Below are 25,847 nucleotides of genomic sequence, written 5' to 3' on the forward strand. Positions count from 1 at the left end.
GCCTGCTTTTTTGCAGGCATTCCATCCGATCGGCAAGGAATAGAGGAACATTCCTGCCTTTTTGCAGGCTTCTAGCCAGGGCGGCCCGATTCGAACGCCGATTGCGCTCCCCGCTCCGTATCAGGACAGGATGCTCGCTGGCGAGAACCACTCCCCGATCAGCAGCAAGTACACCCAAAAAAGCCATCCCCCGGTCTGCGCCGAAAGACAGCTTTTTCCTTCCACTCTACTTCTCATCATCCAACTTACAGGAATCAACGGGGGAGGGGGAGTCCGCAATACGCTGCTTGTTGTAATCCCCGGCGTCTGGTCCCCCCGCATGCCACTTGTGGTATTCCCCCAGCGTCTAGTCCGCCGCATGCTGCTTGCGGTAGTCCCCCGGCGTCATCCCCTCCGCCTGCTTGAACATGCGGGAAAAGCTCGGGACGTCCCAATAGCCGATCTCCACCACTAAATCCTTGATGCTGCGATCCGTCTCCACGAGCCCTTTTTTGAACGCCTTTAGCCGCAGCTGCTTGAGATACTCCGTGAATGTGAGGTTCGTTTCCTGCTTGAACATTTTGCTGAGATACGAAGTCGTCATGCCAAAATGCTCAGCCACCGCCTCCAGCGACAGCGACGCATCCGCAAAATGCCCGTCAATATAACTGACGATCTGGGCGATCAGGTTCTCGTTCTTCATGCTTTTGGCTTGCAGCGCATGCTCGCACAGCTTCCCGCTCAGCGTCAGCAAACGATTCTCGAGTTGCTCAACGGTCTGAAATTGCAGCAGCTTGCGAATGTCTGCCTGCAGATCGCGTGCTTGCAGTTGGTTCACCGTTTTAATCACCATATTGATCATATCGTAGTAGATGCAGCGCACCATATCCAGCGATTGATCCATGACGGCGATGCGCGCGAACAACTGCCGGATCGTTTCTTCTGCAAGTGCGGCATCCCCGTGGAGCAGACATTGCGACAAACGCACCTGCTCCTCGAGCGGATACCAGAACTGATCCTGCGACGTCGAGAAAAACTCATCGAAGAAGATCGCACGTGCGCTGTCCTGATGCGGAAAATATTGAATAACGCCTTTCGCTTCCATCAAGGAGCGATGAATATCCGCCAAATCGTCGTAGATCCCTCCGATGCCGACGATCGGCTGCACAGGGTAACGCATCGCGGCCAGCTCGTTGCGTTCGCTCAGCTTCTGCGCCAGCATGCGCTTGCCTTCCATCACGTTCTCCAGCGAGACGATGAACGCGACGGCATCTTCCTGATGCAGCTCGACGCCCTTGCCCTGTCCGCCGGCGAAGGTGATCGTCTCGTACGCGGTGGCGAGCGCTTCGCGCGTGGCCGGTTCCATCTCGCTGCGGCTTTGAAAATGGACATAAGCAACCACGTACTTATGCCCTTTCCAGCCCGCAAGCTGTTTGATCTGCACCAACTCCGGCGCTTCGAGCGGGGTGCCGTCCAGCAGCCTGGAATACCAGAGCTCTTCAATCAATGGCCCTTGCTCATGCAGCTTGGTCGCCAGCTGCCGATTCGTTTCCATCGTATGATCCACGGTGTGCTGAATAACTTCCCATTCGCCTTTCGGCTGTTCGGACGGTTCGCCCGGACGGGCTATGGCGGAAATGTTGAACAGCAGCTTGCGAATCGGCGCATAATTGCGCCGGCTCATATAGATGGCGCCGAGCACGGCAGCCAAAGCAACGGCTGCCAGAATGACGATCATAAACGTGCGCAGCTGATTTACGCTGTGGAAGATGTCATTTTTCGGCACAATCGAGATCAGGCTCCAATGTGTCTTCTCCGACCGGGCCACCAGGTACATGTACAGCTCGCCGTCATACGTAAAATCGTACATGCCAGGCGTCTGATGCTCCTGCATGAGCTCTGTTAGCTGTGCCAACGAGATGCTGATGCTCTTATTATCGACAGACAGGAATTTGCCCGCTTCATCCAAAATAAACGTATCGCTGTTCGAATTCCCAACCACCTGCTGCACAGTATCCGTCAGCGTCGAAGCCTCAAGCGCAATCGCTACGACGCCAAGCGGATTCGACGAGTACAGCGGAATCGGCACGAACATGGCGATCGTGTTGCTCCCAGAGAATGCGCCGTGCCCGTCTTCGGAAACAGCGCTTTCAATGCTCTGTGTCGTGGCTGCGTTCAGCTGATTCAGAAAATACATCTTATCCCAGCCGAAATCATTGAACATATATTCTTTGAACGAATCCGTGGAATAGCTGCCCGATGAAGTATGCAGCAGATCCGTCCCACGGTAATACAGGAAAATTTCGCGAATCAGCGGATTGCCGTTCCGAAATTTTTTAATCTCGGCCGTCGTTTCAATCGCACGGTAGCCTTCACTGACAAAATACGGCGACAACTTGCTATCCATGGAAATCTGCAAAGCGACTTTCTGCAGGTTGGCGATGCCGGTATCGAGATCCAGCTGCGCCTGCTCCAGCTTGTTCATATGAAAGCTTGTAATTTCCTTCTGAAACTGGCTTACCGAATTCATGTACAGGACGCAGCCAAGCAGGATGACGGGAATGAATCCGATCAGCAAATAGGAGAGCAGGTATTTGTACAGCAAACTTCGCTTTCTCATGGTGTTCACTCCCGTTCGTCTTGAAATGACTGACCGCTAGGCGAGCAGCTTCTTCATAAATAGGTTGCTTAACTGCTTGCGCAGCTCGGCCACGACCGCGATATGCTCCATCGCGTCTATGACATTATAAAACTCTTGCGGATCGTTCGCCAAGTCAAAAAGTTCATAGAATTCTCTGCCCATTTTGACGACATGCACATATTTGAAGCGCCCGTCACAGACCGTGGCGAATCCTTCTCCTTCGCTGTACGTGTAAGCGTAGCCGCCGCAAGCGATGCTTTCCTGAAAATCGCGCCCGTCCGTCGGCGGCACTTCGGCGCCTGCTGTGCGCAGGCATGTCGCCATGATGTCCGTCAGCATCACCGGCGCAGCCGTTGCCGTCCCTTCGTGCTCGCCCGGATACCGCACGATGAGCGGCACGTTCAGCACGTCCTCGTAAGCACAATCACCTTTGCCCCACATGCCGTGGTTGCCAAGCATTTCGCCGTGATCCGCCGTAAAAATAACGAGCAGATTGCTGCCGTATTTCGCCTCGGCCGCCGCCAAAATATGCCCGATCTGATCGTCGATCAGGGCGACGTTGGCGTAATAGCTTCGGCGCAGCTCATGCCAGTACGCTTCGCTGTAATTGACGCAAGCGTTCCCTGGCGCCGGGCCCGCACCGTCCACGACGCCGCGGCCGTTGCCATAGTAGCTGCGGTGATGGATACGGTTCGGATCGCTGAACTCGCCGTCCAACAGCACACTTGGCTGATCCTGGCTCATATCGACCCGGCTGAAATAAGACGCCGGCGGATCGAACGGATAGTGCGGGCCGCTGAAGGAAACCCAGGTGAACGTTGGCTTCGCAAGGTCATTACGCTCAATATATTCAACCGATTTCCGGCCTACCCAGCTGTCCGGATGCCACTCTTCCGGCCCCGGAAACGGGAACACCTTCCGGTTCCCTTCCACGTCCCATGTGGCGTCGCGGTACGCCTCCAGATAACCGGCCTGATCCAGCTCTTTGGCGTAATCGTCGTAAAACCACACCGACACTTGCTTATCGTCCTGCAAATCAAGATGCTCGATGCCGAGCCGCATATACGCCTCGCGGAAATGATCGTAAGGCAGCGTAATGTCCGGCCGCGTTGCGTCGTAAGGCACAGGAATGAAGTGGCATTTGCCGTGAACGCTCGTCGTGTAGCCATTCTTTTGCAGCTCGTTGAATAGATTCGGCATATCCGGGCGCAGCTCGCAGTCGCGGAAATTGCTGTACGCCCCTGTGTTATGGGGGAATTGACCCGTGGCAATGGAGCAGCGGGATGGAAAACACCAAGGGCTGACGGTATAGGCGCGGTCGAAACGAATCGAGCTTGCCGCCAACCGATCGAGATGCGGCGTTTGTACCGCTAGGTTGCCGTACAGGCTGAGCGAATCCTTCCGAAGTTCATCGGCGGTAATAAGTAGAATATGAGGGGCTGTCATGCGGATCATCGTCTCCTTTAGGTTGTCATATTATCGTTGATTCGTCGTCGGCAGCAGCCGGTCTCGCAGCAGATTCGCGAGAAACGGACTCTCTGCGCTCAGCTTCTGGTACAGCATGCCGCGCATCGCCTGCAGCGGCTCCACGTAAGCCGGGTTGCCCGCTGCGTTCATATTTTCATAAGGGTCCGTCGTAACCTCATACAGTTCCTCAATATCCCGGTAGCGGAAAATATACGTCCAAGCAGCCGTCCGAATCGAAAGATTCACGCTGTCCGTCTGTGGATCAAAGCCGGTTAGCGGCGTGTACACGCCCTTCCCGCTCTCCTCGCCATTCCACTTGAACGTCTCGGCGAGCACGCAGTCGCGATGCTGCTCAGTACGGCCGGCGACCACGCCCGCGAAGGAGCGTCCGTCAATGTCGGCCTCGGCCGCTAACGGCACGCCAGCGAGTTCCGCCAGCGTTGGCACGAGGTCGTGCAACTGTACGAGCGCGTTCGACTGGCTGCCCGCCGCCGCACAGCCGGCGCCGGCGATAATGAGCGGCACGCGCAGCGCCTCCTCATAGTGGAGGTAGAAGCCCTTCTCCACCAGTCCGTGCGCGCCCATCATATCGCCGTGATCGGAGACGAACACGATGATCGTGTTGTCATAAAGGCCCTTCGCTTGTAAATCGCTCACAATATCGCCGACCTGATTGTCGATCAAGGTGCAGAAGCCCAGATAGTGGGCGATGAACCGCCGCCACTCTCCCTCGTCGCAATGCGCCAGATGCTTGTAGTACCTGGATTCGAGTACTTCTGCCGGCTTACCTTCCAGTCCGGCCCGGAAATTCGGCGGCAGCACCACATCCTCCGGCGCAATCAGCGTATCGTAAGGTGCTGGGACGACCATTGGAAAATGCGGCGCATTGAACGAACAGACGGCGAAGAACGGCTGATCCTCGGGGCGTCGATCCAGCGCAGCCAGAAACTGCTGCGTCTGCCACACTTCCAGATAATGCTCCAGTGCCACCTCTGCCCGGCCGCAAGGCGCCTTGCCCGGCTGCTTCAGCAATTCGGCGTCCGCCGCCGTCAGGTTTTCGATATTGTTCGGCAGCAGCGTATAACCGTTCGCCTCTGCATATTCGCGGTACGGGAGAATGTATCTCCCGCGGTCGATGCCCCCCGGCGAAGCCGGAATGGCTGATAGATCGGTGAAGCCGTACCGATCCGGTGACGTACCCGGCACATGCCATTTGCCGGTATAGATGGTGTGGTAACCGGCGTCGCGGAACCGGTTCACGAGCCCGTCGTCCGCGATGTCCGCGCGGATGTGGCGCCAGTTCCCCATGACATGATGGTCATGGGGCATGCGCCCGCTCCACAAGGAGGCGCGGGCCGGACAGCAAAGCGGATAAGGTGTGTAGCACCTATCCAGAGACATTCCCGCTGCGGCGAGCGCGTCCAGATTCGGTGTTACCGCCGCAGGATTGCCGTGAAACCGCAGCGTATCCCAGCTCTGTTCGTCGCTCATAATGATAACAATGTTCGGTTTGCTTGAAGATGCAGATGCAGTCATGTTGTTTCCTCCATACATTAAAAAACAGCTACATCTAGTGTAAACAATGGGCTATGGGAGGGGTATATGCGAAATATCTCACGATTGGAAACGCTTCCATTTCGTTGATAAACCGAATAAAACCTGCGACAGGCAGTCTCTCGACTGCGCAATCACGGGTTTTCTCCGTTATGCTTATTCTTTGACGGCTCCAGCGGTCAAGCCAGCCACCATGTACTTTTGGAAGAACAGAAATAAAATCACGATCGGAATCGTCGCCGTCACGCATACTGTCATAATATTTGCCCAGTCATAGGCCACCTCGCCCATGTACCGGATCGAAATGCCCGGATTCAGCGTACGCAAATTGTCTTTGTTGATGAGCGTCAGCGAATAAAGCAAATCGTCCCACGACAGGATGAACGTGTAGATGCCGACGGAGAAAATCCCTGGCTTCGACAGCGGAAAAATAATGCGGAACAATATCCCAAACCGGCTGCAGCCGTCGATTTTGGCTGCTTCTTCGAGCGAATGCGGGATGTTGTCGAAGAACACCTTGATCATCCAGATCGAGAACGGCAGCGAAGCCGTCGTCAAGGCGATGACCAGACCCGCGTGTGTATTGAGCAAGCCGTACGATTTGTACATCGCGTACAGCGCGATGAGCAAGGAAACGACCGGCAGCATCTGCGTGGATAAGATCGCGAACATCAGGGCATTTTTAAATTTAAAATGAAACCGGGAGAACCCGTAACCTGCAAACATCGCGATCAGCAGCGTGATCAGTGTCGTGCTCAAGCTCACGAACAGACTGTTGCGGTAATAGATCACAAAATAGTTGTCCGAGAACAGCTTCACATAGTGGCTCAGAACGGGCTTCTTCGGCACCCACTCCGGCGGAATGTTGAAGAGCACGGAATTGTCTTTAAACGACGTGACAAACATCCAATACAGCGGGAAGATGAGGAACAGGACGAAAAGGAGCAGCCCGACGTACTGTCCGAGATTAGGCAGCTTGCTTTTGCTTGACAGCGCGGATTTTTGCATGCTTCTTCCCCTTTCCTGATGCTGGCGCATCTTCGCCCAATGCGAACAGCTTGTTGTAGAGACCGGAAATGATCACCATAATTATGAGCCACAGTGCGCCGATGGCCGCGCCTTTGCCCAAATTCATCTGCACGAACGCCGCTTTATAGCTGTAAATGGCGAGCGTCGTCGTCTTGTTCAGTGGCCCGCCGCCCGTCATGATCCAGAAGAGCGGGAACATTTTGAAGTTCTCGATGATGGAGATTAACGTTATCGTCTTGATGTTGTTTTTCAGCAGAGGCAGTGTTATGTTCAGCAAAATCTGTCTGCGATTCGCGCCGTCAATCCGCGCCGCTTCGTACATATCTTCAGAGATGCCCTGCATGCCCGCGAGCAGCATTGTGCTCATGAACGGCAGTTGGCGCCAGAGCGCGGTCACGATGACCGCAGGCAGCGCGAGATCCATATTCGTTAACCATTCCTGTGGCTTGTCGATGATGTGGAACTGCTGCAGCACATAGTTAATCAAGCCGTATTGCGGCTGGAACAACCACATCCAGAGCAGCGCCGACACAATCGTCGGTACAATCCACGGAATGAGAATGAGCGTGCGGAAAAATTTTTTAAACCGTATCGAGCTGTTCAGAATGAGCGCCAGCGACATGCCCAGCACAAACTGGACGCCGACGATGCAGACAACATACGTTAACGTGACGCGCAGCGCGGAGAAAAATTCCCCATCCTGCAAAATTTCTTTATAGTTGGCAAAATTGTTCCAAGGTTGACTCTTCATGCTGAGCAGCGATACTTTAAAGAAGCTCATATAAATGGACTTCACGATCGGAATGCCAATCGTAAAGAGTAGCATCGCAATCGCCGGCAAAATCAACACGAGTAAAAAAGCGCGATCCTTCGCAAGCTCTGAAAGTCTTTTTCCTTTCATACCGTAGTCACTCCTATCCGGGTAAGGTGGGAGACTCCCCTTCGGAATAGCCGTAGGAAATCTCCCGCCAGATGGTTGTCGATTATTTCAAAGATGTTTTCAGCTTCGCATCCAGCTCTTGCGCAGCTTTCTCCGGTGGAGCGGTATCGGTCGACACTTTCAAGAGCGCATCGGCAATATCGATGTAGGCTTGCTCCATGCCCGGATGATTTTTCGGCAGCGGCTGAATGTTGTTCATTTGCTGCATCAGCACTTTGTCAAACTCGCTCTCGGTGAACATGGAGCTTAACGACTTGCGCGCGGAGATGACATCGTTCTGTTTGTGGTAGATGGAGATGGCGTCTTTATCCGTCAAATATTTAATGAAATCGGCTGCCGCTTGCTTATGCTTGGAGTCCGCCGAGATGACCAGACCATGTGCCTCGCCGATGGACACACTCTTGCCGGTCGTGCCTGCTGGAATCGGAGCCGCACCCCACACTTTATCGAACTCTTCGCCTTTGCCGCTCAGATTGCGGAACACGGCTTTGCCGTAGTTACCGTCCACATACATGCCCAATTGGCCGATGGAGAACAAGTTCCGGAGATCCTTAAGCTTGGCGCCGGATGGGCCGATGCCGTCTTTCACCAAATTTTTGTAATAATTCAGCGTGCTCACCATTTCCGGTGTATTCGCGTTCACTTTGCCGTCCTTATCCAGGATCGAGCCGCCGAAGCTGTACAGATTCCGCATCGCAATCTCACCGTTAATCGCCAATTTATCGGTCGGCTCGCCGAAGCCGTAAATTTTTTGACCGCTGTCGGTTTTCAGATTGGCAATGATCTTCGCATCCTTAAGCAGTTCATCCATCGTGGCAGGCGCTTTGTCTGGCAGGCCGGCTTTTTTGAAAATTTCTTTATTATAGTAGAGAATGTACGGCGTCGGCGCCCAAGGCACGCCCATCAGCTTGCCGTTGTACGAGAAATCTTCTTTAAAGCTCGGCATAAGATCGTCGACGTACGCTTTGCCCATCAGATCGTCCAGCGGCGTAATGATGTCGGAAGCGGCATAGGAGCCGAACCATGCTGGGAACGTTTGAATAATGTCAGGTGCGTTGCCGGTGGAAGCCATAACAAACGTCTGCTGTTTAATATCGGAGAAAGGAATTCCGACAAATTCGATTTTGACATTCGGCGTTTTCGCTTCATAATTTTTCACCATTTCTTCCAGCGCGCCTTTGGTCGCTGCTTCGCTGATACTCCATGAGGCGAATGTCAGTTTAATCGGTTCATTGCTTTTGCCGGCGTTGGCTGCTGTGGAAGCTTCGCCTCCTGTGTCTGTGTTGTCCCCGCAGGCGGTCAGCGCCCCCATGACTAATACTGCCGAGAGCGTCAGGCTTGCCGCTTTTTTCATATGCATTGTTTGTTCCTCCCTTTGTGTTGAAGCCATTTATGTTGTTGCCGTATCTGTCTCTATTATTGAGGCATGCCCCCTCTTTCGTATATCGCCAATCCGCGACGAACGCGCATAAATCCTGACTTTGCGCATCATCAACTCCTGACATTGCTCATCGATTCGTGACTTTTGAAGGGCATTCCCTCCTCAAAGCCAGCATTTGTGGCATAATAGAACTACTATTTTGAAACAGGTGATAGCGCTGAACGCGATAATGAAACTCCGCACGTATATCCGGGAATTGCCCAAATTATTCTGGACCTATTTTGCTTCCTATTTTATTGTGATTGTACTCCCGCTCGCGGCGCTGAGTTATGCTTCCTACAGTTTTACCGTATCGACCTTGGAAAATGAGCTTAGCCAGGCGACAATTCACGCCTCCAAGCAAAAGAACGCTTCGGTGGAGAACGCCGTGGCGGAGATGCAATCGATTGCGATCCGCATCGGCCTTGAGGGACGGATCACAAGCTTTTTGAACGAACCGGACAATCCGTTTCTGCTCAATGAAGCCCGCGATATTCTGAAAACGGCGGCAGCGGCCAACCAGGCCATTCAATCCATCGATTTCTACGCCAAGGATACGAATCTGATTCTGGCCTCGGACGGCTACACGCGCACCTATACAGGTGCTGACAAAGATAGCTGGATTCCTTCCGGCACGGACTCCCCCGCTTCCGGCATCTGGATCTCCTCCCGTCCAGGCAACAATTACGATCTAGATAATATTGTTACCTATGTCGTCAAGGTTCCGATTCAGCGGGCCGGCTTCCAAGCGCTGCTCGCGGTACACATGCATGAATCCGTCCTAAACGGACTGCTGCAGAAAATGGAAGGCAACCAGCATACGACAACCTATATTGTGGATGCGGAGGGCAACCTGGTGTCTTCCTCAGCCGTTCAACATCCCGAGCCGGCGCATGTGCAAGCGCTGTTTCGCGAAAGCCGGCTTGACGCCGCGGACATCGGCTATCGCATTCTAAAGCAAGGCAGGGAACGGGATCTGCTGACCTACGTCCGGACGCTTCACAATGGCTGGAGCATCGTCACCGAGACGCCGCTCCAATATTTGCTCTCCAAGCTTTCCTATATTCGCAGCGTTGCTTGGGCTGCCTTCATTGTACTCGTTGGACTCGGCGTTGTCCTTTCCTATGTCATGTCGAGACGCATGGTCAGTCCGATTCAATTGCTCTTGAAAAAGACGATTCCCTACAACCAGCGCAGCTCTTCGGCCGGCAGACCCTCAGCTCCGCAGCGCAACGAGCTCGAGACGATTTCCCACGTGCTCGATCATGTGCTCGGCAAGAATGAAGCTTGGGAGCAGCAGTTTCACATGAATCTGCCTGTGCTGAGAGAGCGGTTCCTACTTGCACTAGTCAACAATAAATACAGCTCCCTGCCGGAAATTATGGGGAAACTGGACTTTTTGCACCTGAACTTCTCACGCAGCCTCTATGTTGTTTTTCTGATTGAAATTGACGACTACAGCCTGCTCGTGGACAGTTATTCCGTCACGGATCAAAATTTGTATAAATACGCCATCATGAATATTGCCGAGGAAATAGCTGCTGAACGCTATACCGCCTTATCCGCTGAACTGGACGAGAATCAATTGCTGCTCCTGGTCAACCTCGACGATCAGCCGCTGGAAGTCAAAACGGAGCTTATTCAGCTTGGCGAACAGATGAAAAGCGTCATTGACCGGCTCCTCAAGCTGTCAGTCACCATCGGCATCGGCAGCCCTTACGGACAGCTGATGGATGCGCATTATTCGTATAAGGAAGCTTCGGAGGTCATTCGCGCCAAAATCGTCGCAGGCACGAACACCGTACTGTGCTATGAGGATCTGGTGAAGGAAGCGGATTCGGAGTTCTACTTGCCGCCGCATTTTGCGACGCATATGGTGAACTTTCTGAAGGCTGGCCAAGTGGATGAAGCGATCGGCAGCCTGAATGAGCTCTATGGGCAGATCAAAGCGCGCACCAAGCTCAGCGAAGAAGTCATTTTCCGCGCGTACAGCCAAATTATTGAAGATCTTTTGCGCAGTTTGGCCGAGCTTAACATGTCTACGGAAGCCATCTTCGGCACCAACCATAACCTGTTCCGAGAGCTGGCGGCCAAAGAGACGATTCATGCCATTCACGAATGGATTAGCGGCATCGTACGGCGCATTGATGATGCGCTGAAGCTCCATCAGCCCAAGAAAAATGCTTATATTGATACCGTTCTCACATATATGGACGCCAACTTCCATCAAGATTTGTCGGTAGAGATGATTGCCGATCAGGTCAATCTGAACCCCGCCTACCTCAGCCGCATGTTCAAACAGGAAGTGGGCAAAACGCTGTTGGAATACTTGACGATCAAACGGCTCGAGGTCAGCAAAGGGATGCTCATGGAGTCGGAGATGACGATTCATGAAATCGCAGCCAGCATCGGGTACAACAATGTCAATAGCTTTATCCGCTTTTTCAAAAGATATGAAGGCGTCACGCCCGGCGACTTCCGGAAAGCGGCGCGGTAGCTTGTCCGTAACAGCCTCCAGCAGCTTTTAATTGTGGTGCTTGAACCATTATTTCAGCTCATAGGTCTGGATGCGATATTGATGCGGCGTGACGCCCATCTTTTTCTTGAACGCTTGGCAAAAGTAAGAGAAGTTCGGAAATCCGACTTCTTCGCCGATCCGCTGCACCGGGGAGGAGCTGGCATGCAGCAGGAAGCAAGCTTCCTTCATACGGCGGGCCGTGATGTATTCGGTAATGGTCGTCCCCATCACTTCGCGGAACAAGTGCGATAAGTGATAGCCTGACATATGCAGATCTGCGGCAAGCCGATCAAGGCGATAGGGTTCCTTGTAATTCGCTTCGACCCACGCCATTATATGCTCCACATGATGCTGGCCTCGGGCAGCCACACCGATACGGCGGTTGTCCTGATGCCAGCTTTCGCGTATGACTTGCAGAAAAGAAGTCATTTCCGCATAAAACCGTTCCTTTCGTTCCTCCGTATGACTGCTGCTCAGTTGGTTGTCGATTTGCTTCAACAACGCCTGCAAGTAGGCGTTCTGATCCATTCCGGTCAACACCTGCTCCTTACATTCGTTCTTCCACAGCTCAGTAAAAAATTGATGCAATCGCGGGAAAACCGTCAGCGAGCGCTCCCATTCATCCGGATCGGCCACAATAAGGGTGCGAATGTACGGATGTTGTTCATCCGAAGTGATATGAATGCGATGCATTTGAAACGGCTGGAAATACATCAGGGAGCCAGGTCCGATCGTGTAAACCCGATTGTTGATCATGACAAGCCCCTGTCCTTGGTGTACATATAAAAACTCCATTCCCTCATGGGCATGGAAAAAATCTCTGGTCGTGTCGGATTTCACCCCATAATTGTAGATGAAACCCCGCTGTTTTAGTCTGAGGCTATATAAAAAATGCATGGCGTCCCTCCACTGCTTTCTTTGTATACCGCAATTAAACAACATTTTAGCACAAGTTAATCACACTACGTACATCGTTTATTTGCTAGTATGAATTGGAGGGGGATTTCAGATGGAAGTAGAAAAAACAATCCGTATTGCGCTGATCGGCTGTGGAGGAATGGCAGCACAGTTTCGCCATATTTATACATCCATTCCGGGCGCTGAGCTGACAATGGTTGTCGATACGAACGAGCAGCTATGCCGACAGGTCGCGGCCGACTTACAAATCGCGCGATGGAGTACGACATTTGAGGATGCACTGTCAGCCGATATTGACATGCTCGATATTAGTACGCCTAACTTTATGCATGCCTCGCAGGCGATTGCGGCGCTGGAAGCCGGCAAGCATGTGCTGCTTCAGAAACCGATGACAACAACAGTTGAAGAGGCGGAAGCGATTGTGGAAACAGCTCGGCGTGCTGGCAAGACAGCGGGCATGTACATGAGCTATTTTGATAATCCGATTTATTATGATATTAAAAAAATGGTGGATGCCGGTCTTATCGGGCAAATCGCCAGCGTGTATTGCCGCGGTGCAAGCACACACGGCATCAAAGCGCCTCCTGGGACATGGAGAAGCTCACTGGAAAAAACAGGGGGAGGCGCTTTTATTCAGCTCGCCGTTCACCCGATGAATATGGCGCAATGGCTCATCGGCGATACCATTCGTGATGTGATGGCGATGAGTCATAATCGTCGGAGTCCGAATATCGGCGGGGATGATATGACGGTTACGGTTTGTTATTTTGAGCGAGGTGCAATGGGTACGTTGGAAGCGTCCTACTGCAGTCACGATTATATCTTGAAGCTTTATGGAACAGCTGGAAATATTACCGTAACCAATAATAACCAAGTAGATTTGATGCTGAATGATACGTTTATTGGAGAAACATTCGCATACAATCAGCCGCAGACGAAACAATCCTACACATTCCCGAACTTCACAATGACCAAAATTAATATGGCGCACAATCCTTACGATCAGCATGTTGCTTTTGTTCAAGCGATTCAAGCTGGACGTCCCGCTCCCATTCCGGTCGAGGTAGGACTCCGGGATATGCGGCTCGTTGATGCTGTTTACCGCTCAGCCAAGGAAAAACGACTGGTGGAGGTTGGCATATCATGACCGCTTATGAATCGAAAAGCAGTTCCTCGAACATTCCATTTTTAGTTTCATTGTGCAGCACGGGAAATCGCGCATGCGATCTCGTTTCCTTCCTCGACGGCGCTGCCAAGCTAGGCTTTGATGGCGTAGAGCTATGGGACGAGCACTTGCGGACGTATTTGAACAACGGCGGGAATCTGGCCTCTGTAGCAGCCAATCTTTCGGCACGCGGCTTACGGGTCACGACCATTGCCTCGAGAGCCGAAGTCATCGAACCGGCAGCCGCTGACGCTGCTGTAGCATTAGCCGCCGAGCTTAGCGAGTGGGCAGCCGAAATCGGCAGACCGGGCGTGCGAATGTTTGTGGACTGGGTCGCCTCGGAGGAGGCTTCCGAGGAGCAGTGGGAGCGAGCTGTAGCGGGGGTCAGACGGATGGCCGATGCCGCCAGCCCCCATGGCGTTATAATTTTGCTGGAAACCCACCACGGGCAATTGACAGATACGACAAAGACGACGCTTGAGATGATTCGCCAGGTAGATCGCGATAATGTTCGCGTCATTCTGGATATTTATAACTTGTTCCATATGGGAGAGGAGCCGCTTGAGGCGCTGCCGCTGCTATACCCCTACACCGTTAATGTCCATTTGAAAAATGGCTCTCACTCCCCGGAGGGCAAGGTCAGCTATGGCAAGCTGCTCACCGAAGGGGACATGGCAGTTGAGCCGTTCCTGCACGCCTTATGGGCAATTGGCTATCGCGGCTTTACGGCCGTCGAGTGGTTTGGCGACGATTACTGGGGCTCAGCGGCCAAGGAATTGGCTTATCTGCGCGGATTCAGCTAAAAAAGACATGCTCTCCAGGATATGCAGTTGGTATATCTAATCTGCCTATCCTGGAGAGCATTTTTATCTATGAAAACTTCAACTGTTCACTTCGCTTGCGCTCACGCTGCGCTGTCCGGCTTCGATGACCGGTGCCGGCACAATCTCCGGCACGGTCGGCTCACCCGCTTCCGCCATGCGGCGGAGCAGCCTCGCCTTCATGGCATCCGCGACCTCGCGGTGCGAAGCGACGCCGATGAGGTTGCGCAGCTCGTACGGATCGGAAAGCAAATCGTACAGATAGCTTTCCTCATAACGGTCGGAGCCTGCGTCCGTGAACGCATTTCGGTCCGGCGCGGTGACGCCGTACTTCCAGCGCTTCGTGCGAACGACGCGGCCGACCTCGGATTCGCTGATCTGCGCGAATGCTTCCTCCGGCCAAGCCTCCGCCGTGCCGCGCACGAGCGGCAGCATGGAGCGGCCCTGCATCTCGGCCGGTACTGGTATGCCAGCAGCGTCCAGCAGCGTCGGCGGCAAATCGATCAAGCTGACCAGCTCGCGCACTTGTCGGCCGCCGAAGAAGCCCGGCCCCGTGATCGCGGTCGGCACACGAAGCGACGCATCGTGGCCGGAACGCTTATATTCACCGTTGCGCGTTTTGAAATGATTGCCGTGATCGGACGTGAAGAGCACGATGGTGTTCTCGTCCAGCTCCAGCGACTTGAGCGCGTCGAGCACCCGGCCGAGCGCCTCGTCCAGCCGCTTGACCATACCGTAATAGCCGGCGATATGCTCATGCGTCGTGCCGCCCAGCGCCGCCAGATCCGGCGGGATCCACCCGCCCCGGTACCGCTCGGCGTAGCCTTCCGGCGCCGGATAATCGTCGCGATGGTTCTGATGATGCGGCTCGAGGTACGACACGAACAGGAAGAATGGGTCGTCCTGATGACGGTCGATGTACCGAATCGCCGCATCCGTCATGGCATCGACCCGGTAGCCCGGCAGCTTGACGGCTTCCTCTTCATTATTATAGAGCACGGTGTGGTACGCATCCGAGCTGAATTCCAACACATCGGCCGCCAGCCATTCCTGGTAGCCGCCGCGCTTCGAGGCCGGCACCGGCTCCTCGTGGGCCAGATGCCATTTGCCGATATACCCCGTATGGTATCCCGCCTCGTTAAAATGGTGCGCCAACGTTCTCGCATCCTCCGGCAGCGGAATGCCGTTGACATAGCAGCCCGTCGTTGTGGCGTATTTCCCCGTCTGCAAGCACGATCTGGCCGGTCCGCACACGGGCTGGCACGTAAAGGAATGCGTGAAATGCGCGCCCTGCAGCGCCATGCGGTCGAAGTTCGGCATCAGCCCCATCGGGTTGCCGTGCAGGCCTGACGTATCCCAGCGCTGCTGGTCGGTAAAGAAAACGATCACATTCGGACGTTTCGGATTGCTCACGATAGATTTCTCCTCCTTGAATCTCAGTTGTATTTATTCTTTGACGCCGCCGGCGGTCAATCCTTCCACCATGTACCGCTGAAGGAACATAAAGACGATGAGCAGCGGAATCGTCGCCGCAGCCGCCGCAGCCGTCGCGCCCGACCAGTTGGCCGAGTACTCGCCTAGATAGGTCAGAGACAGGCCGGGGCTCAGCGTTCTTTTGCCAATGTCGCTAACCAGCGTCAGCCCGAACAGGAAATCGTCCCATGCAATGAGGAACGTATAGATCGCAATCGCCATAATGCCCGGCTTGGACAGTGGAACGATGACCGTGAACAGTGTTTTGAACCGCGACGCACCGTCAATTTCCGCCGCTTCCTCCAGCTCGCGGGAAATGCCGTTGAAGAACGTCCGCATCAGCATGATGGAGAACGGCAGCGACGTGGAGGTCGAGGCCAGGATCAGCACGTAATGCGTATTGAGCAGATGCAGCGCTTGATACTGGGAATAAAGCCCGATCACCAGCGTGACGGTCGGAAACATTTGTGCGGACAGGAACAGCAATGTCAGCAGGTTGGCCCCTTTGAATTTGAAGCGGGACAACGCATACCCGGCAAAAATCGAGACAAAGATACAGACAATCGTAGCGCCTGAAGCGACAATCAATGTATTTTTATAAAAGGTGAGAAACACCGATGATTTCAAAATCTCGAGATAGCTTGCAAAATTCGGGTGCAGCGGGAACCATTTCGGCGGCAGCTGCAGCAGCTCCGCGTTTGTGTGCAAGGACGTGACGACGATCCAATAAACCGGGAACATCAGGAAGAGGAGGATCGCCGCGAGAAATAGATAGCTGCCCAGCTCACTGTTTCTGGATTTCTTCTTGCCAGCCGCGCCAACGACCGGCACTGTTTTGGTTATAGCATTCAAGCTGCTTACCTCCTATCGATCGTCCCGATTGGTCAGACGTGTGAAAATCATGGAAAAGGCGAACAACAGCACGAGCCAGATGACGCCAATCGCCGAAGCTTTGCCCATCTCATATTTCGAGAATGCGGTAAAATACGTCATAATCGCCAGCGAGGTGGTGCTGCCAGCAGGACCGCCATTGGTCAGCGTAAAGAACAGCGTAAACATTTGAAAGTTATTGACGATCATGATCAACGTTACGCTGGAAATGACCGGTTTGAGCATCGGCAGGGTAATGTTCGTAAAAATGCGCCAGCTGCTCGCCCCGTCAATGCGCGCCGCTTCATACAAGCTGCCGGAAATGCCTTGCAGCCCTGCCAGCAGCATCACCGACACGAGCGGTGTTTGCCGGAATACGGCGACGACGATAATGCTCGGCAGTGCCACGCTCATCGTGCGAAGCCAGTTGATATTGGCATCGATAATTCCCAGGTGTACGAGCGTGTAGTTGAGCACGCCGTAATCCCCTTGATAAATCCACATGAAAATGAGTGCGGTTACAATCGTTGGGATCGCCCACGGGATCATAATGATACTGCGGAAGAAGCCGCGGAACTTAATGTTCCGGTTTAACACCACCGCCAGCGCCATCCCGAGAATCAGATCGAGAATAACTGTAATGACGACGTAAACGAGCGTAACGCGCAAGGAATGATAAAACTCGGCAGAGCGCAGCAGCTCGGTGTAATTGGCAAAAGCGTTCCAATGCTTATCCGGCGAGAGCAGCGAGTAATCGGTAAAGCTCATGAGCACAGACTTGATCAGCGGGCTGATAATCGTCAGCGCCAGCAAGGCGATCGACGGCAGCAGCAGCACCGTAGCGAAAATAATATTTTTATGATGCCGGGTTAACCTCATATTCACTTTCTCTCCCTCCATCCTGTTCAGCTATAGCAAACGAAAGGCGAAAGCGCAGTCACAGTCACGCCTCCGCCTGATGCCGGTCTCTATTTTTTGTACAGCTCTTTAATTTTCGGAACGACGGTCGAAATCGCTTCGTCCGGGCTTTTTCCGCCTTCGGTTACGATGACGATCATATCTGTCGAGTTTTTCATCGCATTATCGAACTTCGGATTCGTAGCCGGTAGCGGCGACGCGGATTTCATCTGCTCGTTAAACACTTTAGAATATGTGTCTTCGTTCATTTCCGGCAGCGCCGCGATCGATTTGCGGGAAGACATGACGCCGTTCAGCTTATGATAGATGCCCATTGCTTCCTTCGAAACGAGGAACTTCACGAACTCCGCCGCTTCTGGCTTGTTCTTGCTGCCTGCCGACACGACGAGCTGATGCTCCGTGAAGAACGTTTCGCTTTTGCCGGTTTTGCCAACGGGAACCGTCGTGACTCCCCACTCTTTATCAAACTCTGCGCCCTTGCCGCTCATGTTGCGGAAGTTCGTCCGGCCGAAGTCGCCGTCCACAATCATGCCGAGCGCGCCGGTGGCGAACATCGGCCGAAGATCGGACATCATCGCGCCTTTCGGGGAGATTTTGCCGCCGATCATGTCTTTCATATACGAGAGCGCATCCTTCAGCGCCGTGCCTTGATCGTAAATGATGCTGCCTTGGTCATCGACAAACTTGCCGCCGTACGAATACGCAATCCGCAGCAGCATGTTGCCTGTGTACGAGTCGGAAGCGCCGGTTTCGCCGATGCCGTAGATCGGGGTGCCTTTCTCGTCTTTGCCGAGAGCGGCGATTTTCTTTGCATCCTGAATCATCTCGTCCCATGTTGTCGGCGGTTTCTCCGGATCCAGCCCCGCTTTCTTGAACAACGTCTTGTTCCAGAACAACGCGCTCGGATGCGGCGCCCACGGCATCGCCATCACTTTGCCGTCGAACGTGACCCCAGCTTTGCTGCCGTCCACGATGTCGCTCATCATATCTCCGCCAAGCAGATCGTTCAGTGGATCCGCAATTTTCGCGCCGACAAAAGCCGGCGTAAAGTTCTGGTTGGACATCGTCACATCCGGCGGATTGCCCCCGGCCGAGCTGACGAGCACCTGATCCTTGAACTGGGCGAATGGAATGCCGATCGATTTCACTTTAATGTTCGGATGCGTCTTTTCAAACTCGGCGATCAGTTGGTTATACGCTTCTTTCGTACCGTCCTCGACCGAGATCCAGTTGGCAAACGAGATTTCAACCTGCTTGCCGCTTTTCGCTCCTTCAGCACCGCCGCTTGGCGCAGCCGAGCCTGTCGTCCCCGCCACGGAGCCCGTATCTGATCCGCAAGCTGTCAGCATCATCATGAAACTGAGCGCTGTCGCGCCTACTGCCATTTTCCCCCGTGCTTTCATGCGCTTCCCTGCCTTTTTGTTGTTTTTTTCGGCTTTCCTTGCTGCCGTACCCTAATTATAGGGGGGCGTCGCATCGATTTTTGTTCTTTTCTTCGGCACCTTTTGTCATGAATTCGTACAAAAAGACCCTTCATTCTTGTTCGAAAGAAGAAGGATCTGAGACGGCTACCCCTTTTTTCGCTTGAATTCGAGGGGCGTCATGCCGGTTACTTTTTTAAAAACTTTCGATAAATAGCTGCCGTCCGGATAGCCGACCTTCTCGCAGAGCTGGCCGATCGGCGTCTTGCCTTCCACAATCAGCTCCTTCACTTTCTCAATGCGCACTTGGGTCAAAAAGTCATTGAAGGAGATGCCGGTTTCTTTCTTGAACAGCTCGCTCAAATAATTGCGATTGAGGTGCACATAATCCGCCGCTTCCTGCAAAGAAACCCCTGCCGCATAGCTCGCCTTGACGTAGTGGCACACTTTACGGATCGCCTCGCTGTACGGATGCTGAAACGCATGCGCCTCGTCCATCGCTTGGGCGGCCCGCGCCAGCAGCCATTCGCTCACGTGCTCGAACGTCGGCAGGCTCGCGATCACCTCATGCGGGCGCTCGGCTTCCTGCTGCCGCACATCGAGTCCCGCCGCGGCCTTGAGCCGGCGCACCGTCCGCTGCAGCAAAAACACAGCCTCGATGCAGAACGCTTTCAGCTCTTTTTCTCTCCACGCCATAGATTGCCCCACTTCCTCCATGACCAATCGGAGGCAGGGAACGACGCGGTCAAACTCGTCGCGATCCAGCAGTTCGGACAGATGATCCAAGTGGTGCTGGCGCCGCTCGGGGCCGCTGTCCCTGGCTTTGCCCTCATCCATGTACCAGGCGATGCTCCGCCGCGCGTAAAATTGCTTATGGCTCAGCGCCGATCTCGCCTCTTCAAACTGCTCGGCCAGCGACGTCAATTTCAGCGCAGGCAGGGAGATGCCGACAGAAACGGATAAGCCGAGCAGCTCCTGCAAGTAGCCGGAAATCCGGTGCGCATGGCGCAGCGTCGTCTCGCGGAGCGATTTCTCTCCCCAATCTCCATAATTGTACAGCGCCACATAAGTATTCTCTTCCGCAACAAAACAGCAGCCGCTGTCCGTTTCAACCCGCAGCGTCTCATCGATGATGTTGATCACCGCGGATTCGAGCAGCTCGGGCTCGCTGATCTTGGCGCGCTCTTTCACTTCCCCGTGCTCGTCGCTGCGCAGCACCATCATCATGACGTGCTTGCCGCGAAGCGGAATGCGGAACATCCGCATTTTCTCCTCAAATTCCGCGGCTTGGACAGCCGCCCCGCGCAGCAGGTCGCGAAAAAACAATGAGCGCAGCGCATATTGATTGCCGTTGAGCTCGCTTTTTAAGCTGAATACCTCGCGCTGGCGCATCCGCTCCTTGTCAATCGCTTCCTGCGCTTTGAGCAGCGCTTGGCGAAGATCTTCCGGCGTGATTTCCGCCTTCAGCATATAGTCGTAAGCCCCGGCCTTGATCGCCTCGGACGCATAATGAAACTCACTGTAGGAGCTTAGGATGAAGCTCACAATGGAGGGACGCTCCGCCTTCAGGCTGCGGATCAGCGCGATGCCGTCCATGACCGGCATTTTAATGTCTGTGATGACCACGTCGATCTCGCGGGTTCGGCACACCTCCAGCGCCTCTTTGCCGTTGCTGCAATTCGCAACCAGATGAACCCCAAGCCCTGTTTGATTCAGCAAAATTTCCAGCCAGCGACGAATCTGCGCTTCGTCATCCACCAGCACGATGTTCATTTTCGTTTCAACTCCTCTACCCGCATAAAGACCGGCCAGGTTAACGCAATGCTGGTGCCCCGCTCATCCGCATAAAGCACTTGCAAGCCGAACTTCTCCCCAAAATGCGTGCGCATCCGGGTCTGCACATTGCGCAGCCCCACGCCTCCCCCCGAGGCGAGTACACGCTCCGTCAGGGAAGCGGCTCTGCTTCCCTCTTCCTCCGTCATGGCAATGCCGACGCCGTTATCCGTGATTCGCAGCCTGATTTCGCCCGCTTCCTCCCAAGCTCGAATCACGATTTCGCCTGGCCCTTCTTTCGGCTCGATCCCGTGGAAAATCGCATTTTCCACCAACGGCTGCAGGAGCAGCTTCAGCGTCCGGTACGAGCCGATATGCTCGTCAATCTCAAAATGCACCTGCAATTTGTCATACTGCCGCGCCATTTGAATATTGACATAGTTCTGAAGGTTGTCCAGCTCTTCGCCAATCGTGATGTATTCGCTTTCGTCCGACAGCGTTTTCCGAAGCAGCTTCACCAGCGAAACGATCACTTGATCCACCTTTTCCCTCGTTTCGGTCAGGAGTAAGGAACGAATCGACGCCAGCGTGTTATATAAAAAATGCGTATTAATTTGCGACTGCAAATTTTGCAGCTCGGATTTGCGCTTTAAATCCTGCTCGACAATGACCTGGTCGCGCAATTCTTCGATGCGCTCGACCATCTGATTGAATTTCCCGGCGAGTTCCCCAATCTCATCGTTGCTGTGAACCTTCGTCCGCTCGCTCAGATCGCCCATTTCAACCCGCTTCATACTGGCGTACAGCCTGCGGATCGGCACCGAGAGGCGGCTGGCAATCACATAGGACAGGATGACCGAGAGCAGCATCAGGCAGGCCAGCCCAATGAGCGTAATCCATTTGGATCGCGTCACATTCGCAAGCAGCGTGTTCAGCGGCGTATAGGAGACGATCGTCCAGTCCGTGGAGCTCACTTTATGGTACGTAACCAGCATCGGCTTGCGGTCGATGGTTACTTTAAACCGGCCTTCATCCCCGGTAAATTGTTTATAGTACGGGACCTGCGTCATGCTTTCCGCAAGGCGGTGCTTATCTGTGGCGGAAACGACCGTACCCTCGCGATCGAAAATGAGAATCTGTTCGCCTTCGCTCGCCGCATCCCCATATTGCTTGTAGATAAAGCTTTCGCCGACATTGATCATGAGCATGCCCACCGCCCGATTGCTCTCAAAATCTTTGAGCAAACGAATCGCCGATACGTAGTAATCGTCATTAATGGTCGGCGTCAGACTCGGCGATGGATTCGTGATCCAGACAATGCCCCCGTTCTCCTTCACCGCCTCTTGAAACCAGCTGTCGCCCCGAAACGTGTCAATCCCAATCTTCGGTCCGTTATAGAACGTATGCAGCTCCACATTATTAAACCCGAAAATTGACGTATAGTAATCGAGCCATGTGTAGGCATACCGATACGAAACGATCAGCTTGGTCAAAAACTGCCGCTGCAGCCGCTCCTGATACGCCTGGTCGCCCGCCGGGCTTTGCAGCAAGGAACGAAGCTCTTCGTTGGAAAAATAAATATTGGAAATCGCTGTCAAATCGGACGCCATAATGCCCAGCTTCTGCGAAATCAAGCCGAGCGACTTCAGCTTCGCTTCACCGGCCTGCTTCTCGATCGTATTGCTGGAAATGGTCAGCGAGAAATAGCTGAAGATGCTTAACGGCACCACGACCAACGCGAGAAAAGCGAGCAGCATCCGATGCTGCACGCTGCTGCGCTTGATAAACATCCGCTTGAGCATAATGATAGCCCTCCTTCTCTTGCGATGATCGCTGCCAGCTTAAAGGCCGGTCGCCTTGTCGTTCGTTTGCCCGGCCTTTCTTCGCTTCGCCACGCTCTGGCCGAGTGTCAGGCTGCCGAACCCGGCAATGGCCGCGAAGAAGGGCAATATGTCCAGCCTGTAGCGGACTTGTACTTCGATCACGAGATGAAGCGCCGCATAGGCGAGCAGCAGCGCAAGGAGAAAAAGGATCGGCCCTCTCTCCGAACTTTCTCGCAGCCCTCCGGTTTGCCTTGCACGCTGAAATAAAAGTGCATAAAGCGCTGCAAATCCCATGCCGGCCATCGCGATATACTGCGCCCGTTCCAGCGCCAGAACTTTTAACGGCAAATACGTGCGATCCGTGCCTTCCAGACTCCACAGAATCGATTCGTCGTTGCCGGCCCACATGACCGCCCATTTTGAAACGAATAAAGCGGGCATCGCTTTCACATCGTGCAGGCGTTCCATAAACCGCATCTTTTCCATCTGATTCCGCTGTTCGCCGAGCGGGAATTGCGAAGCGTAGACCGCATCGTCTTCATTCCAAAAGCCGTAGGAGCTGCTGTTCATCCCCACCATAAACTTCCAATAAGGCTCCTGGTTGGCGTACAAATTGACCTCCGTCACCCCTTGCGCAATCAGCGCGTAGGCCACGGCTTGCTGCACAATCAGGTACACGGCTGCGAATACCGCCGCTTTCTTGGCCAGATCGCCTAGCCGATGACGAAGCTTCCCTTCTCTCTGCCATGCCACAACCAGCAGAAAGAGCAGCAAGAGGCCGGCATAGAAAGCCCCCATCGGCCGAAACGTTGTCCCCGCCGCGAACAAAAGTCCGACAGCCGCCATCCCCCACGGAGATTTCCGATGTCTGAGCACAATCGCCGCCCAACACCCTGCCGCGAAGAAGAGTGTAGACAAGTGCTGATTGGACAGCACCGCACTCATGAGCAGGTTCGGCACATAGGTGGCATAGAGAAAGCCGGCTACTCGGCCGCTCGCTTCGCCAAACACGTTCGCAGCGATTCGGTACACCAGCACCACAGTCAGCGTATCGAACAGCACATTGAACAATTTAAGCGGCAAGAGCCCGGGACCGAACCAGGAGAGAATGAGCCCTTGATACAGCGTATACCCCAACTGGTATACCCAACGTACATAATACTCCGAATGGCCAAAAGAAAAATCTCCCGCAGCCGCTTTCTGCGCGTTCTCGTACAGCACGCGGAAGTCCGACCCGGGCTGCGTGTCCAAATAGAAAACGGCGACAAGCCGCAGACTGACGGCGACGGCCAGCAAGCCGAGAAGAAAGCGACCGCGGGAAGCCGGCCGCTTGTGCAGCCATAGGCCGATGCCGGTATAGGCGGCCAGCATCGCTAGAATGAGGCCCAGCGTCACCGCCGGATGGCTTTCCAGACCGATCCGCAGATCGGGGAAGCCGGCGAGGCCCAGCGTAATGTCCCGATGCCCGGCCAAGCCGGTTCGGGCGACCAGACTGAATAAGAAGACGCAGGCAAAGAAAAGAAGGCCTGCCCATAAAATGACTTTTTCAAGTTTTCGAACGATCATACTGCCCCCGTAATTCCTATATACTCCTTGCTTCAAACATCTTCTAAGAGAGTACCACGCTTTGCAAGCGCAAAGCAAAAAAACGTCCTGATGGCCGAGGTCATGAGGGACGTTGAATGCGCTTATACAGATTGGGTATGGGTTGCTTTTCTGCCATGTCTGTCGGGGTGGACACCGAAGAGTGAAACGATTCCTGCAATAAAGCAGGCATTTCTCCCAAAAGTAGCACTTTTAGCAAAATACCTGCGAAAAGGCAGTTTTTCTGATCGAATCCGCTTCAAAAGCGGTTTCTTGCCCAAAAAACCTGCGGAATCGCAGGTTTTCCATCAAATCCAGAGAGGAACAATGGAGATTCCTGCTTTTTTGCAGGCTTTGGCGTCTGATCCGACTACACGCTGACCTCCGTTCCCCCACCTGGAGGCTGCAAGTTTAGACTTGATGTTTTGCAGCTTTCGCCTATAATAGAAATAGTAAGTTTGTTCATTGAACTAACTATGTAAGCCCGGAATTGATTTTACTTTTAAGGAGCGCGAGAGCCGCATGCAGCCATCCGTTAAACCCAAAGAGCCGTTAGTTACGCATATTTACACCGCTGACCCTTCCGCCCACGTCTTTGAAGGCAAAATCTATATTTATCCTTCGCACGATCTCGATCATGACGGACCGAGTAACGATAACGGTGATCAATATGCGATGGAGGATTACCACGTTCTCTCGCTGGACGATTTCGATTCTCCTTGCGTCGATCATGGCGAAGCGCTGCATCTTCGGGACATTCCGTGGGCGTCTCAACAGCTTTGGGCACCCGATGCGGCATATAAAAACAATACCTATTATCTGTTCTTCCCGGCCCGAGACCACGACGGCATCTTCCGGATTGGCGTGGCAACAAGCGACTCGCCGGCCGGCCCTTTCCAGCCGCAGCCAAGCTATATCGCAGGCAGCTACAGCATTGATCCCGCCGTGTTGGTCGACAGCGACAACCGCGCTTATATGTTCTTCGGCGGACTTTGGGGCGGTCAGCTTGAAAAATGGCAAACCGGCGCTTTCCTGCCGGACGCTGCGGGGCCAGCCCCATCTGATCCTGCACTTGGGCCGCGTATGGCGGAGCTAAGCGAAGATATGCTTTCTTTTGCCGAGCCTCCGAAGGAAATCGCCATCGTAGATGAGGACGGCAATCCGATCCTGGCCGGCGATGAAGATCGCCGCTATTTTGAAGGGCCTTGGGTGCATAAGTATGACGGTTACTACTACTTGTCTTACTCGACCGGCACGACCCACAAACTCGTCTACGGCATGAGCCGCAATCCGGAGGGGCCGTATGTGTTCAAAGGCACCATTCTGACCCCGGTCATCGGTTGGACAACGCATCACTCCATCGTGCAGGTCGGTGAGAAGTGGTACTTGTTCTACCACGACTGCTCGCTGTCTGACGGCGTCAATCACAAGCGCTGCGTCAAATATGCCGAGCTGCACTATAACAGCGACGGCACGATTCAAACGATCGATCCGTACGGCGAGTAGTCTCGCTATGGAAACGGAGCCCGCATA

At 53.9% G+C, this 25,847-nt stretch carries 18 protein-coding genes; 4 read left to right on the plus strand and 14 right to left on the minus strand.

The features are described 5' to 3' along the window. Window positions 1-346: 346 nt before the first annotated feature. The 6 genes from ABE504_RS08220 to ABE504_RS08245 all read right to left on the minus strand — a co-directional run bounded on the left by ABE504_RS08220 (window position 347) and on the right by ABE504_RS08245 (window position 8,970). The gene (locus ABE504_RS08220) at window positions 347-2,599 is read right to left on the minus strand and encodes a helix-turn-helix domain-containing protein (protein WP_430086924.1); all 2,253 of its coding nucleotides are present in this window, start codon (window positions 2,597-2,599) and stop codon (window positions 347-349) included. A gap of 36 nt (window positions 2,600-2,635) precedes the next feature. After that, complete coding sequence (locus tag ABE504_RS08225) at window positions 2,636-4,066, minus strand: sulfatase family protein (RefSeq protein WP_430086926.1); 1,431 nt, start codon at window positions 4,064-4,066, stop codon at window positions 2,636-2,638. Window positions 4,067-4,096: 30 nt separating this feature from the next. Further along, entirely contained in the window at window positions 4,097-5,623 is a 1,527-nt protein-coding gene (locus ABE504_RS08230; protein WP_430086929.1) for a sulfatase-like hydrolase/transferase, read from the minus strand. A 174-nt stretch (window positions 5,624-5,797) separates the two neighbouring features. Next, window positions 5,798-6,649, minus strand: a complete 852-nt coding sequence (locus ABE504_RS08235; RefSeq protein WP_430086932.1) for a carbohydrate ABC transporter permease — start codon at window positions 6,647-6,649, stop codon at window positions 5,798-5,800. Then, window positions 6,609-7,571 carry a carbohydrate ABC transporter permease gene (locus ABE504_RS08240; RefSeq protein WP_430086934.1) on the minus strand — a complete coding sequence of 321 codons (963 nt, stop codon included), beginning with the start codon at window positions 7,569-7,571 and terminating at the stop codon, window positions 6,609-6,611. Before ABE504_RS08240 ends, ABE504_RS08235 begins: the two co-directional genes overlap by 41 nt. Before the next feature lie 82 nt (window positions 7,572-7,653). Beyond that, window positions 7,654-8,970, minus strand: coding sequence for an ABC transporter substrate-binding protein (locus ABE504_RS08245; RefSeq protein WP_430086937.1), 1,317 nt, complete (start codon window positions 8,968-8,970; stop codon window positions 7,654-7,656). 229 nt (window positions 8,971-9,199) lie between these two features. Here ABE504_RS08245 and ABE504_RS08250 point away from each other — a divergent pair, with 229 nt between their 5' ends. Then, window positions 9,200-11,527, plus strand: a complete 2,328-nt coding sequence (locus ABE504_RS08250; RefSeq protein WP_430087433.1) for a helix-turn-helix domain-containing protein — start codon at window positions 9,200-9,202, stop codon at window positions 11,525-11,527. Between the two features lie 48 nt (window positions 11,528-11,575). Here ABE504_RS08250 and ABE504_RS08255 read toward each other — a convergent pair whose 3' ends face one another. Continuing rightward, window positions 11,576-12,445, minus strand: a complete 870-nt coding sequence (locus ABE504_RS08255; RefSeq protein WP_430086940.1) for an AraC family transcriptional regulator — start codon at window positions 12,443-12,445, stop codon at window positions 11,576-11,578. Between the two features lie 112 nt (window positions 12,446-12,557). Here ABE504_RS08255 and ABE504_RS08260 point away from each other — a divergent pair, with 112 nt between their 5' ends. Continuing rightward, complete coding sequence (locus ABE504_RS08260; protein WP_430086943.1) at window positions 12,558-13,613, plus strand: Gfo/Idh/MocA family protein; 1,056 nt, start codon at window positions 12,558-12,560, stop codon at window positions 13,611-13,613. After that, window positions 13,610-14,434, plus strand: coding sequence for a sugar phosphate isomerase/epimerase family protein (locus ABE504_RS08265; RefSeq protein ID WP_430086946.1), 825 nt, complete (start codon window positions 13,610-13,612; stop codon window positions 14,432-14,434). Before ABE504_RS08260 ends, ABE504_RS08265 begins: the two co-directional genes overlap by 4 nt. A 78-nt stretch (window positions 14,435-14,512) precedes the next feature. On the opposite strand, the gene ABE504_RS08270 is transcribed toward ABE504_RS08265, so the two are convergent. The 7 genes from ABE504_RS08270 to ABE504_RS08300 all read right to left on the minus strand — a co-directional run bounded on the left by ABE504_RS08270 (window position 14,513) and on the right by ABE504_RS08300 (window position 24,296). After that, the gene (locus tag ABE504_RS08270) at window positions 14,513-15,865 is read right to left on the minus strand and encodes a sulfatase-like hydrolase/transferase (RefSeq protein WP_430086949.1); all 1,353 of its coding nucleotides are present in this window, start codon (window positions 15,863-15,865) and stop codon (window positions 14,513-14,515) included. Window positions 15,866-15,898: 33 nt separating this feature from the next. Beyond that, window positions 15,899-16,777 carry a carbohydrate ABC transporter permease gene (locus ABE504_RS08275; protein WP_430086952.1) on the minus strand — a complete coding sequence of 293 codons (879 nt, stop codon included), beginning with the start codon at window positions 16,775-16,777 and terminating at the stop codon, window positions 15,899-15,901. A 12-nt stretch (window positions 16,778-16,789) separates the two neighbouring features. Beyond that, on the minus strand, window positions 16,790-17,674 hold the full coding sequence (locus tag ABE504_RS08280; protein WP_430087434.1) for a carbohydrate ABC transporter permease: 885 nt from the start codon (window positions 17,672-17,674) through the stop codon (window positions 16,790-16,792). Window positions 17,675-17,763: 89 nt separating this feature from the next. Further along, window positions 17,764-19,116: an ABC transporter substrate-binding protein gene (locus ABE504_RS08285; RefSeq protein WP_430086955.1), complete on the minus strand. Its 1,353-nt coding sequence runs from the start codon at window positions 19,114-19,116 to the stop codon at window positions 17,764-17,766. A gap of 165 nt (window positions 19,117-19,281) precedes the next feature. Further along, the gene (locus ABE504_RS08290) at window positions 19,282-20,907 is read right to left on the minus strand and encodes a response regulator (RefSeq protein ID WP_430086957.1); all 1,626 of its coding nucleotides are present in this window, start codon (window positions 20,905-20,907) and stop codon (window positions 19,282-19,284) included. After that, entirely contained in the window at window positions 20,904-22,709 is a 1,806-nt protein-coding gene (locus tag ABE504_RS08295; RefSeq protein ID WP_430086960.1) for a cache domain-containing sensor histidine kinase, read from the minus strand. The genes ABE504_RS08290 and ABE504_RS08295 overlap by 4 nt, the downstream gene beginning before the upstream one ends. 39 nt (window positions 22,710-22,748) lie before the next feature. After that, window positions 22,749-24,296 carry an ArnT family glycosyltransferase gene (locus ABE504_RS08300; protein ID WP_430086963.1) on the minus strand — a complete coding sequence of 516 codons (1,548 nt, stop codon included), beginning with the start codon at window positions 24,294-24,296 and terminating at the stop codon, window positions 22,749-22,751. Between the two features lie 540 nt (window positions 24,297-24,836). On the opposite strand from ABE504_RS08300, the gene ABE504_RS08305 reads away from it, so the two are divergent. After that, entirely contained in the window at window positions 24,837-25,820 is a 984-nt protein-coding gene (locus tag ABE504_RS08305) for a glycoside hydrolase family 43 protein (RefSeq protein ID WP_430086965.1), read from the plus strand. The last annotated feature ends 27 nt before the right edge of the window (window positions 25,821-25,847 follow it).

This window comes from Paenibacillus oryzisoli, from assembly GCF_050467285.1.
GTDB classification, from domain to species: Bacteria; Bacillota; Bacilli; order Paenibacillales; family NBRC-103111; genus Paenibacillus_E; species Paenibacillus_E oryzisoli_A.